This window comes from Candidatus Poriferisodalis sp., from assembly GCF_965214215.1.
Taxonomy (GTDB): Bacteria; Actinomycetota; Acidimicrobiia; order Acidimicrobiales; family Poriferisodalaceae; genus Poriferisodalis.
In genome coordinates this window covers 669,003-693,311 of record NZ_CBDCBD010000003.1, presented here as the reverse complement: position 1 = coordinate 693,311, position 24,309 = coordinate 669,003, and the positions used below count along the sequence as shown (strand labels likewise).

The following is a 24,309-nucleotide window of genomic DNA, read 5'->3' as shown; positions in this document are numbered from 1 at the left end:
CGGGGCCGACGCCGGTCATCGCGCTAGCGTCACCAACCGATGGCTGAACCAGCAATTGACAAGCTGCGGCGCCTTGTAGCCGCAGAAGACGGACTGTGCAGCTTTGTCTGCCTCGACAGCAGCGGAAGTCCGCACGTGTCGATCATCAACGCGGGGGTGATGGACAATCCCGTGACCGGCGAGACCTGCGTCGCGTGCGTTGTGCGAGCCAATGCCCGCAAGGCACGCCTGCTGCGTGACGACCCGCGTGCGGCGATCGCGTTTCGCCACCGGTGGGACTGGGTCGCCGTCCACGGCAACGCCCAACTCATCGGCCTCGACGATCCTGCGGATGGTTTCGACAACGACAACCTGCCCGAGCTGCTTCGCGAGGTGTTCCGCTCCGCAGGAGGCAGCCACGAGGACTGGGACGAGTACGACCGGGTGATGGCCCGCCAGCGCCGCCTCGCGATCTTCATCACGCTCGACCACATCACGTCCAACGCCGGCAGCATCAGCTGAGCCCCCGAACGCAGGAGAGCCTCCCATGGCTGCACCCGTCGCCCACTATTCGAAGTGGTACCGAGCCGGCGATTTCGTGTTCGTCTCGGGCCAGATAGGCCTCGCAGACGGCGCGCTCGCCGAAGGCGTCGAAGCGCAGGCCCGAGCAGTGCTCACCAATGTCGTAGAAGCCCTGGAGGAAGCCGGAGGCACGCTCGATGACGTCGTCAAGTGCCTGGTCTTCATGACCGACATCGCCAACTTCTCGATGATCAACTCGATCTACGCAGAAGCCTTCGGCGATCACCGCCCAGCCCGCAGCGCGATCGGCGTGGCTGCCCTCCCGCTAGGCGCCGAAGTAGAGATAGAAGCCATCGCCCATCTCCCCGAGTAGCAGCGAAGTACGCTCAAACCGTGTTCGGCGCCATAGCCATAGTGATCGTCCTCCTGCTGAGCCCCTTCATCATCACGATCTCCCTGGCAGCAGTAGCAGCAGCCCTAGGAAAGCTCCTGCACGAAGACGCCGAAGACCGCCACCAAGGCAGCACCCTCCTAGAAACAAACGTCTGACGTAACCCTCCAATGGGTGAAAGCACACCCAAACAAGGGGTGCGACGTGGGGCTGCCGGATGGGCGTATTTCGCAGCGCCAAAACAACGGCGCTCGCAAAGGGCGGCGCTGCGCTGTCGCCCAGCCGGCAGCCCCACGGCGTGCCCCGGGCGAGACAGCGACCCACGGCGTGCCCCGGGCGAGACAGCTAGCGCCAGCGATAAGTACCCAAGCGGTACCCAACAGACCGAACAGTCTGGATCAGGTCAGCGTTCTCCTCACCCAGCTTCGCCCGCAACCGCCGGACATGGACGTCCACCGTCCGCGCCCCCCCGTAGTACTCGTATCCCCACACCTGGTTCAGCAACGCCTCGCGCGTGAACACGCGCCCTGGCTGCGACGCCAGGAAGCGCAGCAGCTCGTACTCCATGTAGGTGAGGTCGAGCGGGCGCTCGTCCACCACTGCCTCGTAGGTGTCGAGGTTGATGCGCAGCGGCCCGTAGTCGATGATCTCGGTGGACCCACCGTTCGAGGCGGCCGCCAGATGCGCGAGGCGGGCCTCGAGCTCGCGGGGGTGGAACGGGTCCAAGCAGAAATCGTCGAACAACTCGTCGCGCATCGTCAGCTCATCGAGCGCGTTGCCGCGCACCAGCACCAGGATCGGCAAAGAGGCCACTGCGTTCTCGCGTAGTGCACGTGCCACCGCCCAAGCGGCATCGGTGCCGCCGGTGTCGCCCGCATCGCTGTCAGCGCCGCCGTCCAGCCGGATGATCGCCCCGGCCCAGCCCTCGGGCGGCGCGCCCGCAGTCACCTCAGCAGCGCTGGCCACCGGTTTGTGGGCGTAGCCGCCGAGGTCCAGGAACTGCGTCAGCTCGGTGCTGGCAGCGGCGGGGTGGACGGCGTACATGATCCCAACTTCACACGGCAGCGAAATAATTGTCCAGCTCGAATTGGGTCACTTGCGACTGGTAGGCCGCCCATTCTCGCCGCTTGTTGCGCAGAAACCAGCGGAACAGATGTTGCCCCAGCGTTTCGGCCACGAGCGCGCTGCCTTCCATCTCGTCGAGGGCTTCGTCGAGCGAAGCGGGCAGATGATGCCCGTAGGCCGGCCCGCCGTGGTCGCTGTAGCCGGTGATGGACGGGGGAGTCTCAGGCGGCAGCTCGTAGCCGTCGGTGATCCCCTTCAGCCCGGCGGCCAGGATGACGGCGAACGCGAGGTAGGGGTTGCATGCGGGGTCTGGCGCTCGGTACTCGACCCGTGTCGCTTCCTCGCCTTCGTTGCGCGTCGGCGGCACCCGGATGAGCGCTGCACGGTTGCTGCGCGCCCACGAGATCGCCACCGGCGCTTCGTACCCGGCAATCAGCCGCTTGTAGCTGTTGACGAGCTGGTTGGTGACCGCGGTGATCTCCCGGGAGTGGGCAAGCAGCCCGGCCACGAAGCCCCGCGCCACATCGGACAGCCCATCGGTCGAGTCGGGGTCGCTGAAGGCGTTGCGTCCGTCGCGGAACAGCGACATGTGGGTGTGCATCCCTGAGCCCTGCACGCCGGCGAGCGGCTTGGGCATGAAGGTGGCGTGCACGCCGTGTTCGAAAGCGATCTCGCGCACCAGCAGCCGGAACGTCATCACGCTGTCGGCCATGGTGAGCGCATCGGCGTAGCGCAGGTCGATCTCGTGCTGGGACGGTGCGTCTTCGTGGAAGGAGTACTCGACGGGTATGCCTATCGTCTCGAGCGCGCTCAGCGTGCGGTGCCGGATGTCGGAGGCAATGTCGGCGGTGGTCAGGTCGAAGTAGCTGCCGGTGTCGAGCGGCACGGGCCGCCCGTCCGCCCGTTCGGGCTCGAACAAGAAGTACTCCATCTCGGGCGCGACATAGAAGGTGTAGCCCGCGTCGCGTGCACGGTCCATGACCCGACGCAGCACACCGCGGGGATCGCCGTCGAACCGGACGCCGTCGGCCCCGGTGATGTCGCAGAACATGCGGGCGGAGATTTCGTCGCTGACGCCGCCGTTGCGCGCAGGCATCAGTTCGAACGTCTCGGGGTCGGGCAGGGCCACCATGTCGGCCTCGGCGACGCGGCTGAAGCCCTCGATGGACGAGCCGTCGAAGACCATGCCTTGCTCGAAGGCTGTCTCGAGTTCTGCGGGTGAGATGGCGAACGATTTGAGCTGACCCGCCACGTCGGTGAACCACAGGCGGACCAGTCGCACGCCGCGTTCGGTGACGCGGCGCAGCACGAAGTCTTGGGGTCGTTCCCGTGCCGGGCTCGTTGCATGGGGGATCGTCACAGTGGCCTGCCCCTTCTGGTCGGGCTCGCGATTGGCTGTTGTGCGCGGTGGGACTGGTCTCGCCCCTCCGGCTGAGCCCCATTGTCGGCGGTGCAGCCCGGCCTGAGCTAGGAGTCTGAGCGAGCTTCACGCGCTGTTCACAATTGGGCAATCGCCCCGAAACCCTGGGTCGTTTGTATCGTGCCCACGGATATTGGTGTCAGCCGCCATCCAGTCCCGCTGCGCGCGGGTTCGCAGGACTGCTTACCTGACCCGATCCGCACCCGATTTACATGCGATGCAGCGAAGGAGCATGCAGTGACTTACCGGGCTGAGTACATCTGGACCGACGGCACCGAGCCCACGGCCGAAGTGCGTTCCAAGACGAGGGTTCTCGCCGACGGCGATGAGCCGGGCATCTGGGGCTTCGACGGCTCGAGCACCAACCAGGCAGAAGGCAGCGACTCCGATGTCGTGCTGCAGCCGGTCTACACCTGCCCTGATCCGCTGCGGGGCGGCAACGACATCATGGTGATGTGCGAGACCTTCCTGCCCGAGACGATGGCGCCGCACCCCACCAACATGCGGGCCAAGCTGCGGGTGATCCTCGACAAGTACGGCGATCAGGACTTCTGGTTCGGTCTCGAGCAGGAGTACACCATGCTCGACCCGGTCACGAAGTGGCCCTCGGGCTTCCCGCCCAACGGGTTCCCCGGTCCCCAGGGTCCGTATTACTGCGGTGTGGGCGCGCTGCGCATCCACGGCCGTGACGTAGTCGAGCAGCACACGACCTGGTGCATCGAGGCGGGCCTGAACATCTCGGGCACCAACGCCGAGGTCATGCCTGGGCAGTGGGAGTTTCAGATCGGCCCCGTCGACGCACTCACCGTCGGCGATGAGATCTGGCTGGCTCGCTACCTGCTGTACCGCGCCGGCGAGGATCACGAGATCGAGGTCAGCCTTGCCGCCAAGCCCATGCAGGGCGACTGGAACGGTGCGGGTATGCACACCAACGTGTCCACCAAGGCCATGCGCGAGAACTACGACGCAGTCGTGAAGGCTGCCGAGTCGCTGGGTGCCCCGGGCAAGCCCGAAGAGCACATCACCGGCTACGGCCACGGCATCGAGCTACGCCTCACCGGCGAGCACGAGACCGAGCGCTACGACACGTTCAGCTACGGCGTGTCCGACCGTGGTGCCTCGGTGCGCATCCCCTGGCAGGTCGCCCAGGACGGCAAGGGCTACATCGAGGATCGCCGGCCGAACGCCAACGCCGATCCCTACGTGGTCACCGCCCTGCTCAGCCAGACCATCGGCGAAGCCCTGGCCTAACCCCCCGCCCGCCTAAGGATCGCGGCGAACCAACTACGCACTGAGCGGTTGGCCGGGGGCTGGGGTCTGCGACGTTGCGACCTGCCGGATCGCGGGAGCAGAGCACAGCCCCCTGCCAACCGCGGGCGCGCGCCTAGCGGTAGAAGTTCGTGATAGGCATGCGCCGATCCTTGCCGAAGCTCTTCGCAGTGATGCGAGGACCGGGCGGCGACTGACGACGCTTGTACTCGGCGACGTCGATGAGTCGCGTGACACGGTGCACGACCTCGGGGTCGGCACTGAGCTGTTCGAGCATCTCGGCCGCGCTGAGATCGCCTTCCACGTAGGCCTCCACCAGCGGGTCCAGCAGCTCGTAGGGCGGCAGGCTCTGGTCGTCGCGCTGGTCGGGTCGCAGTTCGGCTGAGGGCGGCTTGTCGATGCAGGCCCGCGGGATGCGCTCGCCGTCGCCCTGGCGGTTGCGCCACTCGCACAGCTCGTAGACGAGCAGTTTGGGCACGTCGCGGATGACGGCGTACGCGCCGGCGGTGTCGCCGTACAGCGTCGTGTAGCCGACGGATGTCTCGGTCTTGTTGCCGGTGGTCAGCACCAGCCAGCCGAACCGGTTCGACAGCGCCATCAATAGCACGCCACGGATGCGGCTCTGGAGGTTCTGATCAGTCAGATCGGCAGCCGCCCTGTCGTTGGGGGAGGCGGCGTCAGGCGAACCGTCGTTGTCGCTTGGGTTGGTGTCGATTGTGGCGCCCTCGAGCATCCCAGCCAGGGCTGCGTGCGCCGGCTCAATGGGCACAGTGCGGAAGTCGATGCCGAGATTCGCCGCGAGCTGGGCGGCGTCGGTGCGTGAGCCCTCGCTCGAGTAGCGCGACGGCATCGACACGCCGTGTACATGTTCGGGACCGAGCGCGTCGGCTGCGACGGCCGCCACCGCACTCGAGTCGATGCCACCCGAGAGTCCTACGGCCACGTCGGTGAAGCCGTTCTTTCGGACGTAGTCGCGTGTTGCCACCACCAGGGCCGACCACACCTCTTCCAACGGTTCCAGTGGCGGTGCGATCGCCTCTCGCCGCGTCGTCGTCGTCGGCGCTGTGGCGCCCGAGGTCGCATCGAGTGAAGCGGTGCTGTTGCCGCGCTGCTCGTCGTCGCGGCGGTGCCCGCTGCGGTCGTCGCCGAGCTCTGATGCAGGGATCATTTCGCTGCGCAGCGGTACATCGCAGGTGGCGACGTGCTCGCGGAATGCAGGCAGCCGGCATACCACGCTGCCGAGCGCGTCGGTGACGAACGAGCTGCCGTCGAAGACCAGTTCGTCTTGTCCGCCTACCTGGTTGACGTAGACGACCGGGACGCCGAGCGTCGCCGCCCGCGCCCGCGCGATCGCCTCCCGGTCGGCTTGCTTGCCGCGCCGGTACGGCGACCCGTTGACCACCACCACCAGCTGTGCCCCCATGGCCACTTGCGCCATCACGGGACTGGTGTCGTCTTCACCGCCTAGACGCGCCTCGAGATCGCCGTCGGGCGTCGCGGCGTCGGCCGTGCGCGGGGGCCCCCACAAGTCCTCGCACACCGAGACGCCCACACTCACGTCGCCGACCTTCAGCAGCGGCCCCGCCTCGCTCCCCGGCACGAAGTAGCGCTGCTCGTCGAACACGGCGTAGTTCGGCAGCAGATGCTTGCGGTACACCGCGCGCGCCGCACCGTCCCAGCACATCGCCACCGAGTTCCACAACCGCACCGGCCCACCTAGCCCGGTGTCCTCAGGAAACCCCACCACAGCAGGCACCGGCCCGGTGTGGCGAGCAATCCGCTCCAGCGCCGAAGCAGCCCCCGCCACAAACGCAGGCTTCAACAACAAGTCCTCAGGCGGATACCCAGTAACGGTCAGCTCGCTGAACACCACCACCTCAGCACCGAGCCCAACGGCCTCGTCATAGGCGTCCATGACCATTGAGGCATTCCCGTCGAGATCCCCCAGCCGCAGATTCAGCTGCGCTAGCCCAACAAGCAAGACCGCCACAAGAAAAAACCCTACGCCCACCCCCAATAGCCACCACCGGACCAGGCGCCCGGGGGCGTGCAGTGACCGCGAAGCGCCAGCGCGCGGAGGCAACAGCACAAGTCATCGGTACGCTCACCCGATACCGGGGGGAGCCTAAGCAACCACCGGTCGCAGAAGTAGTCGGGGGACAACCAGCGAGGTGGAGCGGTGGCCAAAGAGAGGGTCGAACGTGACGAGGAAGATCTCGTCCGCCTGTACCTGACCGACATCGGCCAGTACCCCCTGCTGAACAAGGACGACGAAGTCCGGCTCGCGCAGCAGATCGAAAAGGGCATCTCTGCCAAGGAGACGCTCGAGAAGGACAAGGGTGTCTCGGGGCCGCAGCGTCGCCGCCTCCTGCGCACCCAGCAGCAGGGTGCCCGTGCCGAGCGCACGTTCGTGCAGTCGAACCTGCGGCTCGTCGTGTCGATCGCGAAGAAGTACCAGGCTTCGGGCTTGCCGCTGCTCGACCTCATCCAGGAAGGCAACTTGGGCCTGATGCACGCTGTCGAGAAGTTCGACTGGCGCAAGGGTTTCAAGTTCTCCACGTATGCGACGTGGTGGATCCGCCAGGCGATCACCCGTGGCATTGCCAACACCGGGCGCACCATTCGGCTGCCGGTGCATGCGGGCGACACGCTGGCTCGCCTGCAGAAGGCCCGCTCGCGGCTCGAGCTGAAGTACGGCCGCCCCGCCACGCTGGGCGAGCTGGCGATCGAAGTCGACATGCCCGAGCAGAAGGTCACCGAGGCGCTGCGGTTCGCCGCAGAGCCGCTGTCGCTGTCCGAACCGCTGCGCGAAGACAGCGATGCCGAGCTGGGCGACGTCGTTGAAGACCGTGCTGCGGAGTCGCCGTTCGAGGTGGCAGCCACCACGCTGCTGCCCAGCGAGATCATCCGGCTGCTGTCACCGCTCGACGAGCGCGAGCGCGAGATCCTCAAGCTGCGTTACGGCCTCGACCGGGGCGAGCCCCGCACGCTCGAAGAGGTGGGCGAGCACTTCCAGCTCACCCGCGAGCGCATCCGCCAGATCGAAGCGCGGGCGATGTCCAAGCTGCGCCATCCCAGCACCGACACCGGTGCTCGGGATCTGCTCTCGGTCTAAGCGTCAGGCGTCGGTCAGGCGTCGAGCCACGATCACGATCAAGGCGCCGACGATCACGGCGAGCAACAGCTTTTTCATGGTGCATCGTCCTCTGTGCGGGATGACTGTGCGGGATGACTGCGCAAGATGACGGGGGTCATCGGCACAGCGAATGCTAGGCGCACATCTTCCCAACAGCGCACGCATTTTGCCGACTGACGGTTGCCGTCAGTCGGCATGGATTGGCGGAGGTGGACGGGAATCGAACCCGCCGGACGGGGATCGCCCGTCCCGCCCGCTTTGAAGGCGGGGGAGCCCACCAGGCGCTCAGACACCTCCGCTGACCATCTTTGCCCATCGGGGCGCGCCGCGCCAGCGATCGAGGTGGCCCGAGGTTGCCAGAAAACAAGTTGATCGCGCCCCGCCGCATCGGCCATGGTCACTGCTCACGATGAATTTCATCTGGTGTCATGTAATGAGGAGCAACCATGATCTATGCCTATGTGGGCGCGAAGGGCGGCGTTGGCAACACCGTGACGGCGCTGCTCGCTGCAAGCAGCGCCAAGCGGGCCGGCCGCGACGTGGTCCTCGTCGATCTCACCGGCGACTTTGGCGTGGTGCTGGGGACAGCGCCCGATCTGCCGGGAATCGCCGAGTGGACCGCGGCTGAGGAACTGTCGCTGGGTGCGGTCTCCGCGCTGGCGGTCGATGTGGCGCCGGGCATCAGCCTGCTGCCGCGCGGCAGTGGCGATGTCGACGACGCTCGCCTCGGCACGCTGTGGTCGCTGCTCGGCGGTAAGCCGCGCGTCAACATCATCGACGCAGGGCGCGGCCGTCGAGCCTTGGAGCGGGTGGCGGGACCGCGGGTGCGGCGCCTGCTCACGATGACGTGCTGTTACCAGGCGCTGCACCGCGCGCGAGACGTCGTAGCAGAGGTCGACGACGTGATCGTGCTGACCGATACCCAGCGTGCGCTGGGACTTGCCGATATCGAAGCGGCGCTGGGGCGCCATGCCGATGCGGTCGTCGCCGTCGATCGCTCGATCTCTCGCTGGGCCGATGCGGGCCTGCTGCTGGACCGCTGTGCGAAATCGGCGCGCTCGCTGGACGCGTTCCTGTGAACCGCATGGCACGCGCTGTCGCTCGCCACCCGGCCAGCCGAGTTCCGTTGAGCAGCGATCCGTCCGGTCGGGCACATCCCAGCACGGCGTTCGTGGAGGAGATCCACGAGCGGTTCCTGCCGGCCACGGCACCGCAGCCCCGTGACGTCGCCGACGCCGTCGACACGGCGGCCCCGCTGCTCGACCGTCGTCACGCGGCCGACCTCGTGTCCGAGGTGATCGCTCGTCTCGCCGGCATCGGCCCGCTCGCGGAGATCTGGGCGGACGACGAGGTGACCGAGGTGATGATCAACGGCCCGGGACCGATCGTGGTGGAGCGGCAGGGCTGCCTGTCGACGGCGGGTCGGATCAGCGCAGCCGAAGTGCACCGTCTCGTCGAATACCTGCTGGGACCGACGGGGCGGCGGGTCGACCGTCGCCTGCCGATGGTGGATGTTCGGCTCGACGACCGCACCCGCTGTCACATTGCGGTGCCGCCAGTTGCGGTGGACGGTCCGTACATCACGCTGCGCCGTTTTCCTGCCGACGTCCGCCGCCTCAACGAGCTCGCCGGCCCACGGGCCGCCGCGCAGCTCGATCAGATCATCGCTGCGCGTGCCAACGTGATCGTCTTCGGACCCACCAGCACCGGCAAGACGTCGTTGCTGGCGAGCCTGCTGGCCAGGGTCGCCGAGCGGGAACGGCTGGTGGTGGTCGAGGAAGCCGCGGAGCTGCCCCGCCTCGGCGTCGGGACAGCCCGCCTGGAGGGCCAGCCGCCGAACGTCGACGGGGTCGGCGGGGTGACGATGGCCGAGCTGGTGGCGGCGGCGCTGCGGATGCGGCCAGATCGCCTGGTGGTCGGCGAGGTACGGGGCCCCGAGGCGGCGGCACTGCTGCAGGCGTTGACGACGGGCCATCGCGGCTCGTTGTCGACGCTGCACGCCGATGATCCCGCGCATGCACTGTGGCGATTCGAGCAGCTCGCCCGGGCCGGCGGCGCTGTGGGCGATGTTGGCGCCCATATCGCGTCGGTCCTTGACGGCCTCGTCCACATGAGCCGCGGCGTGGGCGGCCGCAGGACCGTTGCCGCCATCTATGAGGTACGCGACGACGGTTCGCTGGCCGAAGCGGCTGAATGTGTTGAAGCCCGGTGCTGAAACTCAGCGTGCTACTGGCCTGCGTGGGCGCCGTCACCTCGCCGGCGGCGCGTCGCTGGCTTGGGGTGCGACGTGACCGGCGACGCGAGCGGATGGCGATCGCCGCCCGCTCCGCACACCTCGGCGACTACTGCGCCGGGGTGTCGCGCCGGCTGAGCGGCGGCGACACGATGCTGCAGGCGCTGCGAAGTGCCGCCGATGGGCCTATGTCGGCGCCGCTGGAGCAGATCTCCGCCGAGCACGAGCGGGGGGTCACGCTGAGCCGCGCCGTGCAGCGATGGGCGGCCAGCGAGCAGACATCGGAGGCCGCATTGCTCTCCACGGCGGTCACGCTGGCCTCAGAACGGGTGGGCGCGCAGCCGCAGCTCTTCGATCATGTGGCTGTGGCCGTGCGGGCGCGAGCCGACATGGCGGCAGAGGCTCGTGTCCACGCAGCGCAAGCCCGGGCGTCGGTCTGGGTCGTCGCAGCGCTGCCGTGGGTGATCGCGCTGGCGCTGCTGGCTGAGGGCGGTGCCGCCGCACGGGTGCTCACCTCCACGCCGTTGGGCTGGTTCTGCGTGGGCGCCGCGCTCGCACTCGAACTTGCGGGCGTGTCGTGGATGCGCGCTGCAGTGACACGGGCGCTGCGATGACGGGCGGGTTGTTCGCAGCGCTGGCGGACGGAGCATGGAAGAGCTCCGTCGCCGACGGCTCAGCATGGGTGAGCGCGCTGGCCGCCGGTCCGGCATGGATGAGTTCGCTCGCCGCAAGCCCAGTACTCGGCAGCGTCGTGCTGTCGAACCCGTTGGTCATCGGCGGCTTGGCTGCTGCGGCCGTGTGCTGGGGCGGTGCGGTGACCCGCCCTGATCCGGGCCGCCGCCGTGTGCTGCAGCTTGCGCCCGTCGAGTTTCCTGCCAGGAGCGCACGCAGCACCGGTGCTGCCGTCGCCGGCCGCGCCGTCGCCGGCCGTGTGGCGTGGCCGCGCCGCGGCGACATCCCGCGTCCGGATCATGTCGTCGCCGACCTCGGAACCATCGTCGACGTGATGAACGTGGCCCTCACGTCAGGGCTGTCGATCAGCGCTTCGCTGCAGCTCGCCGTGAGCCATCTCGATGGGGCGAGCGGAACCGGACGCCTGCTGGGGGCACTGGCCACGCCGCAGCGCCCGCTTGATGAGGCCCTCGAGGAATTCGGCAGGACATGTGGCCCGCGCGCCCGCGCCTTCGCTGGCGCGGTCACGGGGTCATTGCGCACCGGCATCCCGCTGGCGCCCGAGCTGGAGCGTCTCGGTCGTGAGCTGCGTGAGGACCGCCGCCGCCGTCTCGAAGGCAAGGTGCGCCGTCTGCCGGTGCTGCTGCTGTTCCCCCTCGTGCTGTGCGTGCTGCCCGCACTTGGGCTCATCGCCATCGTGCCGGTCCTTGTCGCGGCATTTGGCGGCTGAGATGTCGCCCTCCGATCCGTACCGCCAGTCCGCAGCGCCGGCCTGCGTGCTCTCGTTCGTGCCAGCGGCTCGCGACTTCGGCCTGCGTGCTCTCGTTCGTGCCAGCGGCTCGCGACTTCGGCCTGCGTGCTCTCGTTCGTGCCAGCGGCTCGCGACTTCGGCCTGCGTGCTCTCGTTCGTGCCAGCGGCTCGCGACTTCGGCCTGCGTGCTCTCGCTCGTAGCCGCCCACGCCCCCCATATCCAACCGTCCGACCACGACATGAACGTCAAGGAGCCCAGATGACCGAACCCATGACCAACCTTCCCTGGAGCGCTCACACGCCGTTGCGCCGCACACACCGGCTTGACGCGGGTGAGGCCGACAAGGCCAACACAGCCAACAAAGCCAACAAGGCCAACGAAGCCAACGAGGCCGGCGAGGCCGACGAGGCCGGGCAAACCACGGCTGAGTACGCGTTGCTTACCGGTGCCATCGCACTGCTGGTGGCGGCCGTCACCGCGTGGGCAACCAGCACTGGCAAAATCGGCCGCCTGCTCGACGCGGTCTTCAATTACCTGACCAAGGCCATCTCCTGATCAGGTGCCAGCGCACCGCTGATGAACGCGGGCAGGCCACCGTTGAGCTGGCCCTGCTCATGCCGTTCCTGGTGTTGTTGCTCATGTGCATCGTCCAGACGGCCCTGGTCGCGCGCGACGCGGTGCTGGTGTCTCACGCCGCCCGGGTGGGCGCGCGCATTGCGGCGGTGGAGCCGTCGATGGACGCTGTCCGCAGCGCCGTGGCGTCCGCTGCGCCGCTTGATCCCGACCGGCTCGAAGTCGAGCGGCATGACGGAGATCTGGTGCGCGTCACCGTGCGTTACCGCTCTGCAACGGAGGTTCCACTGGTCGGTGCGCTGATCGGCGATGTCCATTTGTCCGAGTCCGCGGCGATGCCTGACGAGCGTTCAGTCGGATGACCCGCGTTGTCGCAAATTGCCGCTTGCGAATGTCACACCCATGAGGTTCAATGGCAAGTCACACACCTGTAATTACAGGTTGGGTATCTCGGCGGCCAGCGGATGGCCAGCGGACAGCCAAAAGACGGCCCGCAAACATGGTCATGACCGCCGGGACGAGCTGAGACAGCCGTGGAGGACCAATGGCATTCGTAACCGACGCAACAGCCGAAGTACCGGTAGGCAACTGGTGGGACGAGGCAAACTGCCTGGGAGTGGATCCGGATCTGTTCTTTCCCGAGCGCGGGGCCAGCACCCGCGAGGCCAAGGCAGTCTGCCGCGGCTGCGTCGTCAGCGACGAATGCCTCGAGTACGCACTCCAGAACAGCGAGAAGTTCGGCATATGGGGCGGCATGAGCGAGCGAGAACGCCGCCGCGTGCGCCGCCAGCGAGCTCTCACGAGACGCGCCGCTGCCGTCGCCGGCTGACCGTCGCTGATCGGCCCGCGGCCGGGTCGCTTCGCAATGGCTGGCCGTCGTTGATCGGCCCGCGGCCGGGTCGCTTCGCAATGGCTGGCCGTCGTTGATCGGCCCGCGGCCGGGTCGCTTCGCAATGGCTGGCCGTCGTTGATCGGCCCGCGGCCGGGTCGCTTCGCAATGGCTGGCCGTCGTTGATCGGCCCGCGGCCGGGTCGCTTCGCATCGGCTGGCCGTCGTTGATCGGCCCGCGGCCGGGTCGCTTCGCATCGGCTGGCCGTCGTTGATCGGCCCGCGGCCGGGTCGCTTCGCATCGGCTGACCGTCGCTGATAGGCCCGCTGCCGGCGGCTGGCTGGCCGTCGGGTCATCCAGCCCGGCTACCGGTCTGATCGGGCACTGGTACCCTCGCGGGCGTGATGGCAATCGGACTCGGACCGCCCGAACTGCTCATCCTGCTCATCATCGTGCTCGTGCTGTTCGGAGGAGCCAAGCTGCCAAAGCTGGCGCGCTCGCTCGGTCAGGCTCAGCGTGAGTTCCGCGAGGGCGTGAACGACGAGGACAGGGCGGCCGGCGACAGCTCATTGAGCGAGTCGAAGCCCAAGGATTCCTGACTCAGACTCCTGACTCAGACGCCTGAGTCAGACGGCGTAGTTGGCAGGGGCGGCCTTGCTCGCACGTCGACGATCTCGCAGGATGCGGCGCCGCTGCCGTTCTGAGGTCCCGCCCCACACGCCGTGGGTGATGTTGTTGGCGAGTGCGTACTCACCGCAGAGGTCCTTCACCGGGCATTCGGCGCACACCTTCTGAGCAGCGATGACGCCGGCACCGTCATTGGGAAAGAAGACGTTGGGGTCGATGTCCGCACATCTGCGGCGGGTGACCCACTCGGTAGCCAAACTCTCCGAGCCCGGCCCGTTCGGTTCGCATCTGCTCGGTCCATAGACCGGATTGATCTGCAACATCATGAGAACCAACGCCGCAGGAGCGCAGAAGGTTCCGTGCGTCGCGCACTCTCATCCAATTCTCAGGAAGAGGATCCTGCCGCAAGGCACAGGAGTTCGAGCTAGGGAGGCGGCGGGAGACGCTGCGACGTTGCGACCCGCTCGATCGCTGGTCGCTGAGGGTTCTGCCGCCTCCCCAGCGGGCGCGCATCGGTACCCTTTCACCACCCCAATCGAGGACTGCCGTGACCGACATCGCCACTGACGCCGAAGCCGAACAGCTCCCGCCCGAGGTCGGCATCCGCATCATCTACTTGGGACCGGTCGCGCCGCACTGGGAGATCGAGGGCATTTACGGCGACGAGGCGGCCGTCGACGAATTCCGCCGCCGGTCGAACGCCCGCCTGCAGCTGCTGCCGCCTCACGACCCGCAATTCCGCCGCAATCGCGAGCGGGTCGTGCGTGACGCCGAGCGCGAGAACTACGAGCTGCACTGGGACCTCGGTATGCCCGATGAGGACGAAGAAGCAGCTTCCTAAGCCACGTCAACTGGTCGCGTTCACGAGTTGTTCACGGCATCCGTTCTGACCGTTCACCCAGAGCCCGCGGCGACGTAACTGGCCCTTCGTAGGTTCCCGTCCATGCAAAAAATATCTCCCAACCGCCGCGGCACGAAGTTGCTCTTGGCATTGCTCACCTCGTTCGCCCTGATCGCCGCTGCGTGCGGCAGCGACGACTCGTCTGAAGCCGACGACGGCACCGCCGCCGCCGCAGCGACGACGGCTGAAACGTCTGACGACGACTCGTCTGGCACCGCCGACGCTGCAGCGACGACGGCTGCGATGGCTGACGACGACGATGACATGTCGCTCAGCGGCTCCATCAGCGTCACCGGTTCCTCCACGGTCGAGCCCGTCACCAACCTGGTGGCTGAGGCCTTCGCCGACGAACACCCAGGCGTGGCGTTCTCGGTCGCCGGCCCTGGCTCGGGCGACGGCCACAAGGCCGCCTGCGCCGGCGAGGTCCCGATCTGGAACAGCTCACGCCAGATCAAGGACTCAGAGGCTGAGTGCCTCGACGAAGCCGGCATCAAGTTCATCGAGCTGCGCGTCGGCATCGACGGCATCTCGGTCATCACCGCTGCCGCCAACGACACCGTCGACTGCCTGAGCTTCGAGGACCTCTACAGCCTGATCGGCGACGAGGCCATTGGCTTCCAGAAATGGTCAGACGCCAACGCCTTGAACGCCGAGCTGGGCGGCACCGGTCCGTTCGGCGATGGCGACCTCGAGATCTTCGCCCCCGGCGAGGAGTCGGGCACCTTCGACAGCTTCATCGAGATTGCGCTCGAAGACGTCTGGGAACACCGCGTCGAAGAGGGACATGCCGATGAGAACTTCGCCGTGCGTCCCGACTACAACGCCTCGGCCAACGACAACGTGATCATCGACGGCGTCTCGGGCAACGAGCACAGCCTGGGCTGGGTCGGCTTCGCCTTCGCCGACGCGAACCGCGACGTGGTCAAGCTGGTGGAGATCGACGGCGGCGACGGCTGTGTCTCCCCGACGCCCGAGACCATCGCTTCGGCGGAGTTCCCGATCGCCCGCTTCCTCTACACCTACATCGACGCGGCGCAGGCCTCCGACCCCGCGATCAAGGCTTTTGTCGACTTCATGCTGAGCGACGAGGGCCAGACCTACGTGGTCGAGGCCGGCTACGTGAACCTCGACCCGGCCGACCTCGCCCAGTCACGCAGCAACTGGAGCAACTTGACCACGGGAATGACCTTCTAGCCACCGACCGATAGATCCGGGAACCCTCCCTCCCGCTGACGGCCCCCCTCAGGTGCGCATCGCCGCTGACTCGCACCTGTGGGGGGCGTCGGCGAGAAAGACCGCGAAAGACCCGCTCGCGGATTGTCGATCCGCAAGACTCGCCAAAGCCATGGAAACCTACGAATGAGCCTCACTCACAACCGACCAGAGCTGACCGTCGCCGACCTGCAGACGTCGCGCAGTCGCCGGGCTCGTTCGCACACGGTCCGCTGGCTGTTCATGGGGGCGGCCGCGGTGACGGTGCTGGTCAGCGCGCTCATCATCTGGACGGTGGCGTCGGAGGCGTGGACCTTCATCAGCCAGGTCGAGCTCGACAAGCTCACCGACATCGGATGGTTCCCCCGACGAGGCCTGTTCGACCTCAGCACGCTGCTGGTCAACACGGTGCAGATCTCCGTCATCGCCATGTTGGTGGCGGTGCCGTCGGGCTTCGGCGCCGCGATCTACCTCTCCGAATACGCCCACCCTCGGGTGCGCAAGGTCATGAAGCCCACACTCGAGCTGTTGGCCAGCGTGCCCAGCGTGGTGCTCGGCGTGTTCGCCATCAGCTTCATCACCCCGTCGATCCTCAGCAACTTCTTCGACGAGATCAACTACTTCAACAAGCTGGCCGCCGGCATTGCGGTGGGCCTGCTGGTCATCCCGCTGATCGCCTCGATCGCGGAGGATGCGCTGCGGGCGGTGCCGCTGGCGCTGCGGGAGGCCTCTGCCGGCTTGGGCGCACGCAGGGTCACCACCTCCATCCGAGTGGTGCTGCCGGCCGCCCTGTCCGGCCTCATGGCGGCCACCATCGTCGGGTTCAGCCGTGCGATTGGCGAGACCATGGTGGTCACCATCGCCTCGGGCGGTGGCGACACGTCGCTGTTCAACATGTCGATTCGGGAATCAGGCGGCACCCTCACCTCGGCCATGGCTGCGCTGGGTCTTGGCACCGACCAGGTGGCCGGCAACAATCTGGCGTTCCAGAGCCTCTACTTCCTCGGTGCGCTGCTGTTCGCCATCACGCTGGTGCTCAACATGTTGGGCGACGTCATCGTCCGCCGACTGCAGAACCGGTACTGATGTCTGTTTTGACCACCCCCGCCGGCGTTGCCACCGGTCATGCGCTGCGCCGCCGCCCGGGTGCCGACATCGCTGGAGCCGTCTTCAGGTGGCTGCTGATCGGCGCCACGGTGTTCGCGACCGGGTTCCTGGGCGTTCTGCTCGCCGTCATGATCGTGAACGGCTGGGATGTGCTCTCGGGCAACCTCTGGTACTTCCTGACGAACGGCTTCTCCCAGCGCTCGGCAGCCGACACCGGCGTCTCGCAGGGCATCATCGGCAGCTTGCAGGTGGCGCTGGTGACGGGCGTGTTCGCCGTGCCGATCGGCGTCGCTACCGCCATCTACCTCGTCGAGTACGCCCAGGACTCCCGCTTCGCCCGCATCGTCGAGCTGAACATCCGCAATCTCGCCGGCGTGCCGTCGATCGTCTACGGCCTGCTGGGCTTCGCGGTGTTCGTGCAGACGATCGACGGCTTTACCAAGGGCAAGACGGTCATTGCGGGCGGCATGACGCTGGCTGCGCTGGTGCTGCCGATCATCGTCATCACCGCAGTCGAGGCGCTCAAGGCTGTGCCCGATTCGCTGCGCGAAGCCGCGTACGGTGTGGGGGCCACCAAGTGGGAGGTGCTCTCACGCCAGGTTTTGCCGGCTGCGCTGTCCACGATCCTCACCGGAACCGTGCTGGCGTTGGCGCGCGCCCTGGGCGAAGCTGCGCCGCTGATCCTGGTGGGCGCCGCCACCGGCTTCTTGAGCTTCGGCGACGCCAACATGTTGGAGACCTTCACCGGCCCCTTCACGGCTCTGCCGGTGCAGATCTTCAATTTCGCCCGCCTGCCCGGCGCAGACTGGGGGGTAAACGCCGCTGCGGCCAGCGTCGTCATCTTGGTGCTGGTGCTGGCGGTGAACGGATTGGCTATCTACCTGCGCAACCGCTTCGAGAAGCAGTGGTGAGCTCGCCCCGCTGACCCCGCTCCCCAGACGCGGTACCGCCTGACGCAGAATGATGAACGGTTGACACGTGACACTTGAGAAGGCCCTGATGAGCCAAGAGCCAGAAGCTTCAGCGTCTGATGAGACGGCGCCAGACGCTCTGGCGTCGCCACGTCCCGCGCGCATCGACGTGAGTGGTGTGGCGGCGATGGCTCCCCCGCGTGTCGAGACCAGCACCGTGTTCGAGTGCGCCGACGTCGACGTGTACTACACCGATTTCCGGGCACTGCGCAACGTCACGCTGGACGTGAACTCCCATGAGGTGACTGCGCTGATCGGTCCGTCGGGCTGCGGCAAGACCACGTTCCTGCGCTGCTTCAACCGGATGAACGATCTCATCGAGGGCGCCCGGGTGGAGGGCACCATCAACTACCACGGAGTCAACCTGTACCAGGACGAGGTCGACCCCGTCGAGGTGCGGCGGCGGGTCGGCATGGTGTTCCAGAAGCCGAACCCGTTCCCCAAGTCGATCTACGACAACGTCGCGTACGGGCCGCGGCTGGCGGGCGTCAAGCGGTCCGAGATCGACGACGTGGTCGAGGGCTCGCTCACTCGGGCTGCCCTGTGGGACGAAGTCAAGGACCGCCTGAAGATGTCGGCGTACGGGCTGTCGGGCGGCCAGCAGCAGCGCTTGTGCATTGCCCGGGCCATTGCGGTGCAGCCCGATGTGGTGCTGATGGATGAGCCCTGTTCGGCGCTCGACCCGATCGCTACCGGCCGCATCGAGGAACTCATTGCCGAGCTGAAGACCGACTACACGATCATCATCGTGACCCACAACATGCAGCAGGCCGCTCGCATCAGCGACATGACGGCGTTCTTCTCGGTGCAGGCCAACGAGATGGGTCAGCGCACCGGTGAGCTGGTCGAGTATGCGCCGACCAGTTTGATCTTCACCAACCCGGACGATCCCCGCACGGAGGCCTATATCACCGGGCGGGTCGGCTGACTCAGAGGCTGCGCCGATAGGCGAAGCCGTGGCCCGAGCGGCCCGTGAGCGAGAGCGAACAAGAGCGGGAAACAACTGGTGCGACAACGAGACGGTTCACCTCTTCACGCTGCTCCTTACGGCACACTTCACGTATGACCGAAGAGGTACGAACCGAGTTCCATCAGTTGATGGACGAGGTTCGGGCCGACCTCGTGCAGATGGGCGGCATGGTGGCCGAGGGGGTCTCGGCGGTGACCGCGGCGCTGCTCGCCGGCGACATTGCCAGCGCCGACCAGATCATCACCGCTGACGACGAGCTCGACCTGCTCAGCATTGAGGCCGAGGAGAAGTGCGTGCAGCTGTTGGCGCTGCAGCAGCCGGTGGCGGTCGATCTGCGCGCCATCCTGACCGACCTGCGGATGATCTCTGAGATCGAGCGCAGCGGTGACCTGGTCACCAACATCGCGAAGGCCGTCGTGCGCCTGCACGGCGCTGAGCTGGAGCCCCGGGTGCGCGGCCTGCTCGACCGCATGCGTGAGCAGGCGGTGCGGCTCACGGCCATGGCCATGGACGCTTATGCCGATCGTGATGCGGGGCTGGCGGCGGTGCTCGACGAGATCGACGACGTGCTCGACGACCTGCACCGGCAGTACCTCGACGCGGTGTTCGCTTCGCAGAACGCGGGGCGTCTCGATACCCCCCAGGCCGTGCAGCTCGCGGTGGTGGGACGCTTCTATGAGCGCATCGGCGATCATGCGGTGAACATTGCGCAGCGGGTCGAGTTCTTGGTGACGGGCCAGTTGCCTGAGCACATGGGGGCCAACCGGGCTCGTGCCCGGCGGGAGCAGGACGAGATGTGATTGCGGCGCTGGTGGCGGTGTCGGCCGCACTGGCAGTTGCGCTGGCTGCCGTGTGGCTGTTGGTGCGGGCGCGGACGTCGGCTGCGGAGCGGCTGGGCCGGGTGGTGCACCGTTTCGCTGGCGAGTCTGATGAGCCGCGCCCCGGCGAGGCGCACCTTGATCACAACAGCCTGGACGAGTGGATCACGTACTTGGAGTCGATTGCAACGACGGCCGTCATGACGGTCAATCTGGCCGAGCGGGACCGGGCTCGCTGGCAGCTTGCGATGAACGAGCTGGCGGTCGGCGTGGTGCTGGTGGACGAGGACGGCACCGTGTGTGCCAGCAATGCGCTGGCGGACGAGATGATGTCGGCTCGGGACGCGATGGCGCTGGTGGGTGCGGGGGTGACCCAGCTGCTCGAGTCGGCCCGCGACGGGCAGGCTCGCTCCCGCACGGTGAAGCTGACGGGGCCGCCGCCGCAGGTGATCGAGATCGGCGCGCATCCGGTGGCGAGCGGCAGCTATGCGCTGGGCGCTGTGGCGGTGATGACCGACCGGACTGAGGGCGTGCGGGTGGACGATGTGCGCCGGGACTTTGTGGCCAACCTGAGCCATGAGCTGCGGACGCCGGTGGGTGCTATCGCCTTGCTGTCCGAGACGCTGGCCGGGGAGGACGATGCGGCGGTGCGTGGCCGGCTGGTCGACCGCATCGGTATCGAGGCGGAACGTGTGCGGCACATCATTGATGATCTGCTGGAGCTGAGCCGGGTGGAGATGGAGGGTTCGCTGCGGCCCGAGGCGGTGCCGGCGGTGCCGTTGATGTGCGAGGTCGCCCAGCAGTATTCCGAGCATGCCCGCCGACAGGGCGTGTCGCTGGTGCGGCCCGACGAGTCGGGCATCGTGCTGCAGGCCGACCGGGGTCAGCTGATGCGGGCGGTCGGGAACCTGGTCGACAATGCGATCAAGTACAGCGATCCGGGGTCTGAGGTTCACCTGTCCGTCGCGCCGAGCTCTCATGATGATCGGCCGCCGACTGAGGTGTTGGCCGATGCGGATGCGGCGGTGACCCGGATCGGGCCCGCTGAGTCGTCGGCGCCGCTGGGTGCGCCGGGTGCGCCGGGTGCGCCGGGTGCGGATGGGCTGTTCGACGGGCCGCCATGTGAGCCGTCCGAAGGCGGCAAGATGCCGAATGGGTCGGCGTGGGTGGACATCGTGGTTGCCGATTCGGGCATCGGCATTCCCGCCGATGAGACCGAGCGGGTGTTCGAGCGCTTCTATCGGGTTGACAAGGCTCGTGCTCGGGCCACCGGCGGCACCGGCTTGGGCCTCAGCATCGTGAGACATGTCGTTGCAAACCATGGCGGCGAGCTGATGCTGCACTCTCGTGAGGGCGTGGGCACGACGTTCACGCTCCGGTTCCCGACGTTGGGGGGCGAGGCTGTCGTGGGGACGGATTCATGACGTCGGTGCTGGTCGTTGACGACGAGCCGTCGTTCACCGAGGCGTTGTCGGTGGGTCTGCGGCGTGAGGGATTCGAGGTGCGCACTGCTGCGGACGGGCGGGCTGCGCTGGCGGCGATCAGCGAGTCCGAGCCCGACTTGGTCTTGTTGGATGTGATGCTGCCCGGCATGTCCGGTCTGGACGTGTGCCGGGAGATCCGCAAGCGGTCGCGGGTGCCGCTCATCATGGTGACCGCTCGGGGCGAGGAGATCGACGCCGTGGTGGGGCTCGAGGTCGGCGCCGACGATTACGTGGCGAAGCCGTATCGGCTACGGGAACTGGTGGCCCGGATGCGGGCGGTGCTGCGGCGGGCGGCGAGCCAGCCGGCCGAGGCGCAAGCGAGTGCGGTCTGTCTGGTCGAGGGCGATGTGGAGCTCGACATCGATCGCCATGAGCTGCGGGTGCGTGGCGAGCTGGTCACCTTGGCGCTGAAGGAATTCGAGCTGCTGGCGTACTTGTTGGGGCATGCCGGGCGGGTGGTGACCCGCGACAGCCTGATGCAGAACGTGTGGGGCTACAACTACGTGGGTGACACCAAAACGATCGATGTTCATGTGAAGCGGCTGCGGGCCAAGATCGAGGACGATCCGGCGAACCCGGAGCGCATCACGACGATTCGCGGCTTGGGGTATCGCTACGAGCGGGCGTCGGAGCTGTCGGGCTGACGCTGTCGGGCTGCGGCTGTCGGGCTGCGGCTGCCATACCGGGCCGTGTAGCACCGAAGGCCCACAATGGTGGCCGTGATCGCACGGGTACGGCAGGTCGGCTGATGCAGCCGTTCACGTGGCTTGCTCGCACGCATCTGCTGTCTGCCGCCGGCGACGCGCTGATCGCGATCGCACTGGCGGGGTCGCTGTTCTTTAGCCTCGATCCTGCGGCGGCGCGGCCCAGAGTGGCGCTGTACCTGGTGGTGACGATGGCGCCGTTCGCCGTGGTCGGGCCGCTGATCGGGCCGCTGGTGGATCGCAGCCGTGGCGGGCGGCGGGGGATGATCATCGGTGCCGGCATTGCCCGAGCCGTCTTGGCGCTGCTGATGGTGCGCCATCTGGATTCGCTGTTGCTGTTTCCCGAGGCGTTCGGTGCGTTGGTGGCGGGTAAGACGTATCACGTGGCCAAGAGCGCGGTGGTGCCGGGGCTGGTGCGCGAGGAGCGGGATCTGGTCGAGGCGAATTCGAAGCTGATGTTGCTGAGCGGGCTCGGGGGTGGGCTGGCTGTGGGGCCAGGCTTGCTGTTGAGCTGGGCGTCGTCGCGATGGGTGCTGGTGCTGGCGTCAGTGGTGTTCGTGCTGATGACGTTCCCCGCCGCGCGGCTGCCGCGCACGGCGGTGCGGCCGCAGTCTCGCCTCGCTTCGGAGCTGTCGAGCGATGGGCTGAACCAGCCCCCCCCGCCGGGCCAGTCCCCGCAGCTGGGCCAGCTCCCCCCGCCGGTCCAGTCCCCGCAGCTGGGCCAGCTCCCCCCGCCGGGCCAGCTCCTCCCGCCGGGCCAGTCCCTCCCGCCGGGCCAGCTCCCCCAGCCGGGCCAGTCCCTCCCGCTGGGCCAGCTCCCCCAGCCGGACCAGCGCCACGGGCCCCCGCAGTCTCGATTGCCCGATCAGCCTGCGCACGTGTCGAGGCGGCGGGGCGCGATGCTGCTGGCGGGTTCGGCCATGGGCGTCGTGCGTGCCATGACCGGCTTCACGCTGTTTCTGATCGCGTTCTGGCTGCGGACCGACGATGCGGCCCCGTTGTGGTTCGGCTTCATGTTCATCGCCAGCGCCGTGGGCCAGCTCATCGGCGCGGTGTCCGCGCCCGTGCTGCGCCGTCGCATCCGCGAGGAGATGCTGCTAGCCAGCACGCTGGCGCTGGCGGCCGCGATGTCGTTCTATGTGGTGACGTCGCCCGACCGCGCCTCGGTGCTGTTCCTGGCCGTGGTGATCGGCTTGATGTCCGCCTTGGGCAAGCTGTGCTTCGACGCGATCGTGCAGCGCGATGAGGTACCGGCGGAGCGGGGGCGGACGTTCGCCCGCTTCGAGACCCGCTTCCAGCTGATGTGGGTGATCGGGGCGCTCGTGCCGGTGGCTGCGCCGAGCGGCATCTTGCCGCTGCGGGCCGGCGTGACGCTGCTGGGCATTGCCGCCACGGTCGCGGTGCTGCTGTACGCGGGCGGCATGTGGGCACTGGCCCGCGGCCGCCGACCCCCCTCGCAGATCATCGCCACCCGTGTCCGCACCCGCATCGTGCAGACCCGGGTGCGGTCTCGGGACCGCCGCAACCGAGACCTCTAGAGCGGCAGGTCCAGCCGGGCCAGCCACAGGCCTGGTGCGGCGAGCTCGTTGGGCGTCGGGAGCGCGCCGGGCTCGAAGAGGCGGGCCAGTCCTTCGGGGCCGGATCGCTCGATCACGCCGGAGATGAAGCTGTCTCCCCGTTCACGTGCCTCGTTGCTGAGCCGCACGCCGAGCAGGCGGTCGGCGTAGACGTTTCCCTCGGTCAGCTGGCGGCGGCGGACGGCTTCGCTGAGCGCGCCGAATCCGCCGATGAGGCGAGGGCCTGCCTGGGCGACCACATGGTCCACATAGGCGGTGACGACGCTGATGAGGGCTTCGAGATGATCGCTCTTGTCGTCACGGGCCACACCGAGCAGCAGCTCGGGATTGCCGAAGATGCGCTGGAGCTGTTCTTGGAGCTGCGCTTGGAACTGTTGCGGTTCGTCGCTGTCGAACGAGGTGACTTCCAGCTCGCCGAAGTCCATGTCATCGCGGCGGCGGAAGCCGTCGACATGCTCCCGCAGGTACATGTCGAGCTGTGCCCGCACGCCCGGTACTGCCAGCACGGCCCCCAGGGCGTGCTCCCGGATGGCGACCCACAGCATCACGTCGTCGACGTCGAGGCTCCATTCGTTGGCGAAGTCGCTGATGTTGGCGGTGACGATGAGCGCCTGTCGCATGGGCACGATGAGGTCGGAATTGCCGAATGCCTTGGCGGCGAGGTGGCCGGCCATCATGCCCGCGGTCATCGCCACGGTCATGGGGCTCATCATGGCGAGCAGGCCGGCGACGGGGTCTTGACTCGGCGCCTCGCCCAGGCGCTTGGTCAGCCGGTCCATGAGGGGGCGGATGGCTTCGAGGGCGCCGGTCGCCCAGCCGGAACGGGTGACCGGTGTGATGTGCGGCTCGACCTGCAGGCCGGTGACATGTCCCACGTGCAGCTCGGCCACCCGGCTGATCTCGCTGAGGCGATGCCGCTCGACCGGGTCGACGTTGTGTTCGGGCTTGCCGTCGGTGGCGAGCTGGGTGGCGGATTGGCGGGCGCCTTCCCACATGGATTCCGCGTTGCCGCCCAGAATGGACGAGATGTCGCCGAGGAATGGGATGCCCGAGAATGGATGATCGTCGTCGTCGGCCACAACGGCATCGTACGGCTG

27 protein-coding genes and 1 tRNA gene are annotated in these 24,309 nt (G+C 67.6%); 22 read left to right on the top strand and 6 right to left on the bottom strand.

Translation table 11 applies throughout. The features are described from left to right. Nucleotides 1-39 precede the first annotated feature (39 nt). The 3 genes from ACOOF5_RS05590 to ACOOF5_RS05580 are packed head-to-tail and all read left to right on the top strand — an operon-like array spanning nt 40 to nt 1,050. Nucleotides 40-501 (top strand): pyridoxamine 5'-phosphate oxidase family protein, encoded by a 462-nt coding sequence (locus ACOOF5_RS05590; RefSeq protein ID WP_420437444.1) that lies wholly within the window; start codon nt 40-42, stop codon nt 499-501. Between the two features lie 25 nt (nt 502-526). Next, nucleotides 527-874: a RidA family protein gene (locus ACOOF5_RS05585; RefSeq protein ID WP_420437442.1), complete on the top strand. Its 348-nt coding sequence runs from the start codon at nt 527-529 to the stop codon at nt 872-874. A gap of 20 nt (nt 875-894) precedes the next feature. Next, the gene (locus ACOOF5_RS05580; RefSeq protein WP_420437440.1) at nt 895-1,050 is read left to right on the top strand and encodes a hypothetical protein; all 156 of its coding nucleotides are present in this window, start codon (nt 895-897) and stop codon (nt 1,048-1,050) included. Nucleotides 1,051-1,237: 187 nt separating this feature from the next. Here the strand turns inward: ACOOF5_RS05580 and ACOOF5_RS05575 are convergent, their stop codons facing one another. Together ACOOF5_RS05575 and ACOOF5_RS05570 are read right to left on the bottom strand one after the other, a co-directional pair. Next, the gene (locus ACOOF5_RS05575; RefSeq protein ID WP_420437438.1) at nt 1,238-1,936 is read right to left on the bottom strand and encodes a winged helix-turn-helix domain-containing protein; all 699 of its coding nucleotides are present in this window, start codon (nt 1,934-1,936) and stop codon (nt 1,238-1,240) included. Between the two features lie 10 nt (nt 1,937-1,946). Continuing rightward, entirely contained in the window at nt 1,947-3,317 is a 1,371-nt protein-coding gene (locus ACOOF5_RS05570; protein ID WP_420437436.1) for a glutamine synthetase family protein, read from the bottom strand. Nucleotides 3,318-3,614: 297 nt separating this feature from the next. On the opposite strand from ACOOF5_RS05570, the gene glnII reads away from it, so the two are divergent. Next, on the top strand, nt 3,615-4,628 hold the full coding sequence (gene glnII / locus ACOOF5_RS05565; protein WP_420437434.1) for a glutamine synthetase GlnII: 1,014 nt from the start codon (nt 3,615-3,617) through the stop codon (nt 4,626-4,628). 133 nt (nt 4,629-4,761) lie between these two features. Here glnII and ACOOF5_RS05560 read toward each other — a convergent pair whose 3' ends face one another. After that, nucleotides 4,762-6,636 carry an NAD+ synthase gene (locus ACOOF5_RS05560; protein WP_420437432.1) on the bottom strand — a complete coding sequence of 625 codons (1,875 nt, stop codon included), beginning with the start codon at nt 6,634-6,636 and terminating at the stop codon, nt 4,762-4,764. 189 nt (nt 6,637-6,825) lie between these two features. Here ACOOF5_RS05560 and ACOOF5_RS05555 point away from each other — a divergent pair, with 189 nt between their 5' ends. Then, nucleotides 6,826-7,761, top strand: coding sequence for a sigma-70 family RNA polymerase sigma factor (locus ACOOF5_RS05555; RefSeq protein WP_420437430.1), 936 nt, complete (start codon nt 6,826-6,828; stop codon nt 7,759-7,761). Between the two features lie 222 nt (nt 7,762-7,983). Here ACOOF5_RS05555 and ACOOF5_RS05550 read toward each other — a convergent pair. Further along, a tRNA-Sec gene (locus tag ACOOF5_RS05550) sits at nt 7,984-8,079 on the bottom strand. Between the two features lie 149 nt (nt 8,080-8,228). Between ACOOF5_RS05550 and ACOOF5_RS05545 the strand changes: the two genes are divergently transcribed. The 8 genes from ACOOF5_RS05545 to ACOOF5_RS05510 all read left to right on the top strand — a co-directional run bounded on the left by ACOOF5_RS05545 (nt 8,229) and on the right by ACOOF5_RS05510 (nt 13,440). Beyond that, a complete protein-coding gene (locus ACOOF5_RS05545) occupies nt 8,229-8,861 on the top strand; it encodes a hypothetical protein (RefSeq protein WP_420437428.1) in 633 nt (210 codons plus the stop codon). A 5-nt stretch (nt 8,862-8,866) separates the two neighbouring features. Beyond that, entirely contained in the window at nt 8,867-9,997 is a 1,131-nt protein-coding gene (locus tag ACOOF5_RS05540; RefSeq protein WP_420437426.1) for a CpaF family protein, read from the top strand. After that, nucleotides 9,991-10,629 (top strand): type II secretion system F family protein, encoded by a 639-nt coding sequence (locus tag ACOOF5_RS05535; protein WP_420437424.1) that lies wholly within the window; start codon nt 9,991-9,993, stop codon nt 10,627-10,629. Before ACOOF5_RS05540 ends, ACOOF5_RS05535 begins: the two co-directional genes overlap by 7 nt. Continuing rightward, nucleotides 10,626-11,417 (top strand): type II secretion system F family protein, encoded by a 792-nt coding sequence (locus ACOOF5_RS05530; protein WP_420437422.1) that lies wholly within the window; start codon nt 10,626-10,628, stop codon nt 11,415-11,417. Before ACOOF5_RS05535 ends, ACOOF5_RS05530 begins: the two co-directional genes overlap by 4 nt. Before the next feature lie 280 nt (nt 11,418-11,697). Further along, a complete protein-coding gene (locus tag ACOOF5_RS05525; RefSeq protein WP_420437420.1) occupies nt 11,698-11,994 on the top strand; it encodes a Flp family type IVb pilin in 297 nt (98 codons plus the stop codon). Continuing rightward, entirely contained in the window at nt 11,919-12,374 is a 456-nt protein-coding gene (locus tag ACOOF5_RS05520) for a TadE family type IV pilus minor pilin (protein ID WP_420437418.1), read from the top strand. The genes ACOOF5_RS05525 and ACOOF5_RS05520 overlap by 76 nt, the downstream gene beginning before the upstream one ends. Before the next feature lie 182 nt (nt 12,375-12,556). Further along, nucleotides 12,557-12,841: a WhiB family transcriptional regulator gene (locus ACOOF5_RS05515; protein WP_420437416.1), complete on the top strand. Its 285-nt coding sequence runs from the start codon at nt 12,557-12,559 to the stop codon at nt 12,839-12,841. Nucleotides 12,842-13,245: 404 nt separating this feature from the next. Beyond that, the gene (locus ACOOF5_RS05510) at nt 13,246-13,440 is read left to right on the top strand and encodes a Sec-independent protein translocase subunit TatA/TatB (protein WP_420437414.1); all 195 of its coding nucleotides are present in this window, start codon (nt 13,246-13,248) and stop codon (nt 13,438-13,440) included. 27 nt (nt 13,441-13,467) lie between these two features. Here the strand turns inward: ACOOF5_RS05510 and ACOOF5_RS05505 are convergent, their stop codons facing one another. Next, the gene (locus tag ACOOF5_RS05505; protein WP_420437412.1) at nt 13,468-13,725 is read right to left on the bottom strand and encodes a WhiB family transcriptional regulator; all 258 of its coding nucleotides are present in this window, start codon (nt 13,723-13,725) and stop codon (nt 13,468-13,470) included. A gap of 290 nt (nt 13,726-14,015) precedes the next feature. Here ACOOF5_RS05505 and ACOOF5_RS05500 point away from each other — a divergent pair, with 290 nt between their 5' ends. From ACOOF5_RS05500 to ACOOF5_RS05460, 9 genes are all read left to right on the top strand, one after another. Continuing rightward, the gene (locus ACOOF5_RS05500) at nt 14,016-14,309 is read left to right on the top strand and encodes a hypothetical protein (RefSeq protein WP_420437410.1); all 294 of its coding nucleotides are present in this window, start codon (nt 14,016-14,018) and stop codon (nt 14,307-14,309) included. Between the two features lie 102 nt (nt 14,310-14,411). Further along, nucleotides 14,412-15,563: a PstS family phosphate ABC transporter substrate-binding protein gene (locus tag ACOOF5_RS05495; RefSeq protein WP_420437408.1), complete on the top strand. Its 1,152-nt coding sequence runs from the start codon at nt 14,412-14,414 to the stop codon at nt 15,561-15,563. A 165-nt stretch (nt 15,564-15,728) separates the two neighbouring features. Then, complete coding sequence (gene pstC / locus ACOOF5_RS05490) at nt 15,729-16,667, top strand: phosphate ABC transporter permease subunit PstC (RefSeq protein WP_420437406.1); 939 nt, start codon at nt 15,729-15,731, stop codon at nt 16,665-16,667. Then, entirely contained in the window at nt 16,667-17,599 is a 933-nt protein-coding gene (pstA, locus tag ACOOF5_RS05485; protein WP_420437404.1) for a phosphate ABC transporter permease PstA, read from the top strand. Before pstC ends, pstA begins: the two co-directional genes overlap by 1 nt. Before the next feature lie 187 nt (nt 17,600-17,786). Then, nucleotides 17,787-18,587, top strand: coding sequence for a phosphate ABC transporter ATP-binding protein PstB (gene pstB, locus ACOOF5_RS05480; RefSeq protein WP_420440899.1), 801 nt, complete (start codon nt 17,787-17,789; stop codon nt 18,585-18,587). 134 nt (nt 18,588-18,721) lie between these two features. Next, nucleotides 18,722-19,429 carry a phosphate signaling complex protein PhoU gene (gene phoU / locus ACOOF5_RS05475; RefSeq protein ID WP_420437402.1) on the top strand — a complete coding sequence of 236 codons (708 nt, stop codon included), beginning with the start codon at nt 18,722-18,724 and terminating at the stop codon, nt 19,427-19,429. Next, entirely contained in the window at nt 19,426-20,871 is a 1,446-nt protein-coding gene (locus ACOOF5_RS05470) for a sensor histidine kinase (RefSeq protein ID WP_420437400.1), read from the top strand. Before phoU ends, ACOOF5_RS05470 begins: the two co-directional genes overlap by 4 nt. Continuing rightward, nucleotides 20,868-21,575: a response regulator gene (locus ACOOF5_RS05465; protein WP_420437398.1), complete on the top strand. Its 708-nt coding sequence runs from the start codon at nt 20,868-20,870 to the stop codon at nt 21,573-21,575. Before ACOOF5_RS05470 ends, ACOOF5_RS05465 begins: the two co-directional genes overlap by 4 nt. Nucleotides 21,576-21,679: 104 nt before the next feature. After that, complete coding sequence (locus ACOOF5_RS05460; protein WP_420437396.1) at nt 21,680-23,173, top strand: MFS transporter; 1,494 nt, start codon at nt 21,680-21,682, stop codon at nt 23,171-23,173. Here ACOOF5_RS05460 and ACOOF5_RS05455 read toward each other — a convergent pair. Continuing rightward, nucleotides 23,170-24,291: a zinc-dependent metalloprotease gene (locus tag ACOOF5_RS05455; protein WP_420437394.1), complete on the bottom strand. Its 1,122-nt coding sequence runs from the start codon at nt 24,289-24,291 to the stop codon at nt 23,170-23,172. The genes ACOOF5_RS05460 and ACOOF5_RS05455 overlap by 4 nt on opposite strands. Nucleotides 24,292-24,309 lie beyond the last annotated feature (18 nt).

What these genes read in the sequence shown, in the direction of transcription:
- pstB (WP_420440899.1), top strand. Translation starts at nt 17,787, where the DNA reads ATGGCTCCCCCGCGTGTCGAGACCAGCACCGTGTTCGAGTGCGCCGAC.
- ACOOF5_RS05460 (WP_420437396.1), top strand. Translation starts at nt 21,680, where the DNA reads ATGCAGCCGTTCACGTGGCTTGCTCGCACGCATCTGCTGTCTGCCGCC.
- ACOOF5_RS05465 (WP_420437398.1), top strand. Translation starts at nt 20,868, where the DNA reads ATGACGTCGGTGCTGGTCGTTGACGACGAGCCGTCGTTCACCGAGGCG.
- ACOOF5_RS05545 (WP_420437428.1), top strand. Translation starts at nt 8,229, where the DNA reads ATGATCTATGCCTATGTGGGCGCGAAGGGCGGCGTTGGCAACACCGTG.
- ACOOF5_RS05585 (WP_420437442.1), top strand. Translation starts at nt 527, where the DNA reads ATGGCTGCACCCGTCGCCCACTATTCGAAGTGGTACCGAGCCGGCGAT.
- pstC (WP_420437406.1), top strand. Translation starts at nt 15,729, where the DNA reads ATGAGCCTCACTCACAACCGACCAGAGCTGACCGTCGCCGACCTGCAG.
- ACOOF5_RS05525 (WP_420437420.1), top strand. Translation starts at nt 11,698, where the DNA reads ATGACCGAACCCATGACCAACCTTCCCTGGAGCGCTCACACGCCGTTG.
- pstA (WP_420437404.1), top strand. Translation starts at nt 16,667, where the DNA reads ATGTCTGTTTTGACCACCCCCGCCGGCGTTGCCACCGGTCATGCGCTG.
- ACOOF5_RS05575 (WP_420437438.1), bottom strand. Translation starts at nt 1,936, where the DNA reads ATGTACGCCGTCCACCCCGCCGCTGCCAGCACCGAGCTGACGCAGTTC.
- ACOOF5_RS05530 (WP_420437422.1), top strand. Translation starts at nt 10,626, where the DNA reads ATGACGGGCGGGTTGTTCGCAGCGCTGGCGGACGGAGCATGGAAGAGC.
- ACOOF5_RS05540 (WP_420437426.1), top strand. Translation starts at nt 8,867, where the DNA reads ATGGCACGCGCTGTCGCTCGCCACCCGGCCAGCCGAGTTCCGTTGAGC.
- ACOOF5_RS05515 (WP_420437416.1), top strand. Translation starts at nt 12,557, where the DNA reads ATGGCATTCGTAACCGACGCAACAGCCGAAGTACCGGTAGGCAACTGG.
- ACOOF5_RS05495 (WP_420437408.1), top strand. Translation starts at nt 14,412, where the DNA reads ATGCAAAAAATATCTCCCAACCGCCGCGGCACGAAGTTGCTCTTGGCA.
- ACOOF5_RS05510 (WP_420437414.1), top strand. Translation starts at nt 13,246, where the DNA reads ATGGCAATCGGACTCGGACCGCCCGAACTGCTCATCCTGCTCATCATC.
- phoU (WP_420437402.1), top strand. Translation starts at nt 18,722, where the DNA reads ATGACCGAAGAGGTACGAACCGAGTTCCATCAGTTGATGGACGAGGTT.
- ACOOF5_RS05590 (WP_420437444.1), top strand. Translation starts at nt 40, where the DNA reads ATGGCTGAACCAGCAATTGACAAGCTGCGGCGCCTTGTAGCCGCAGAA.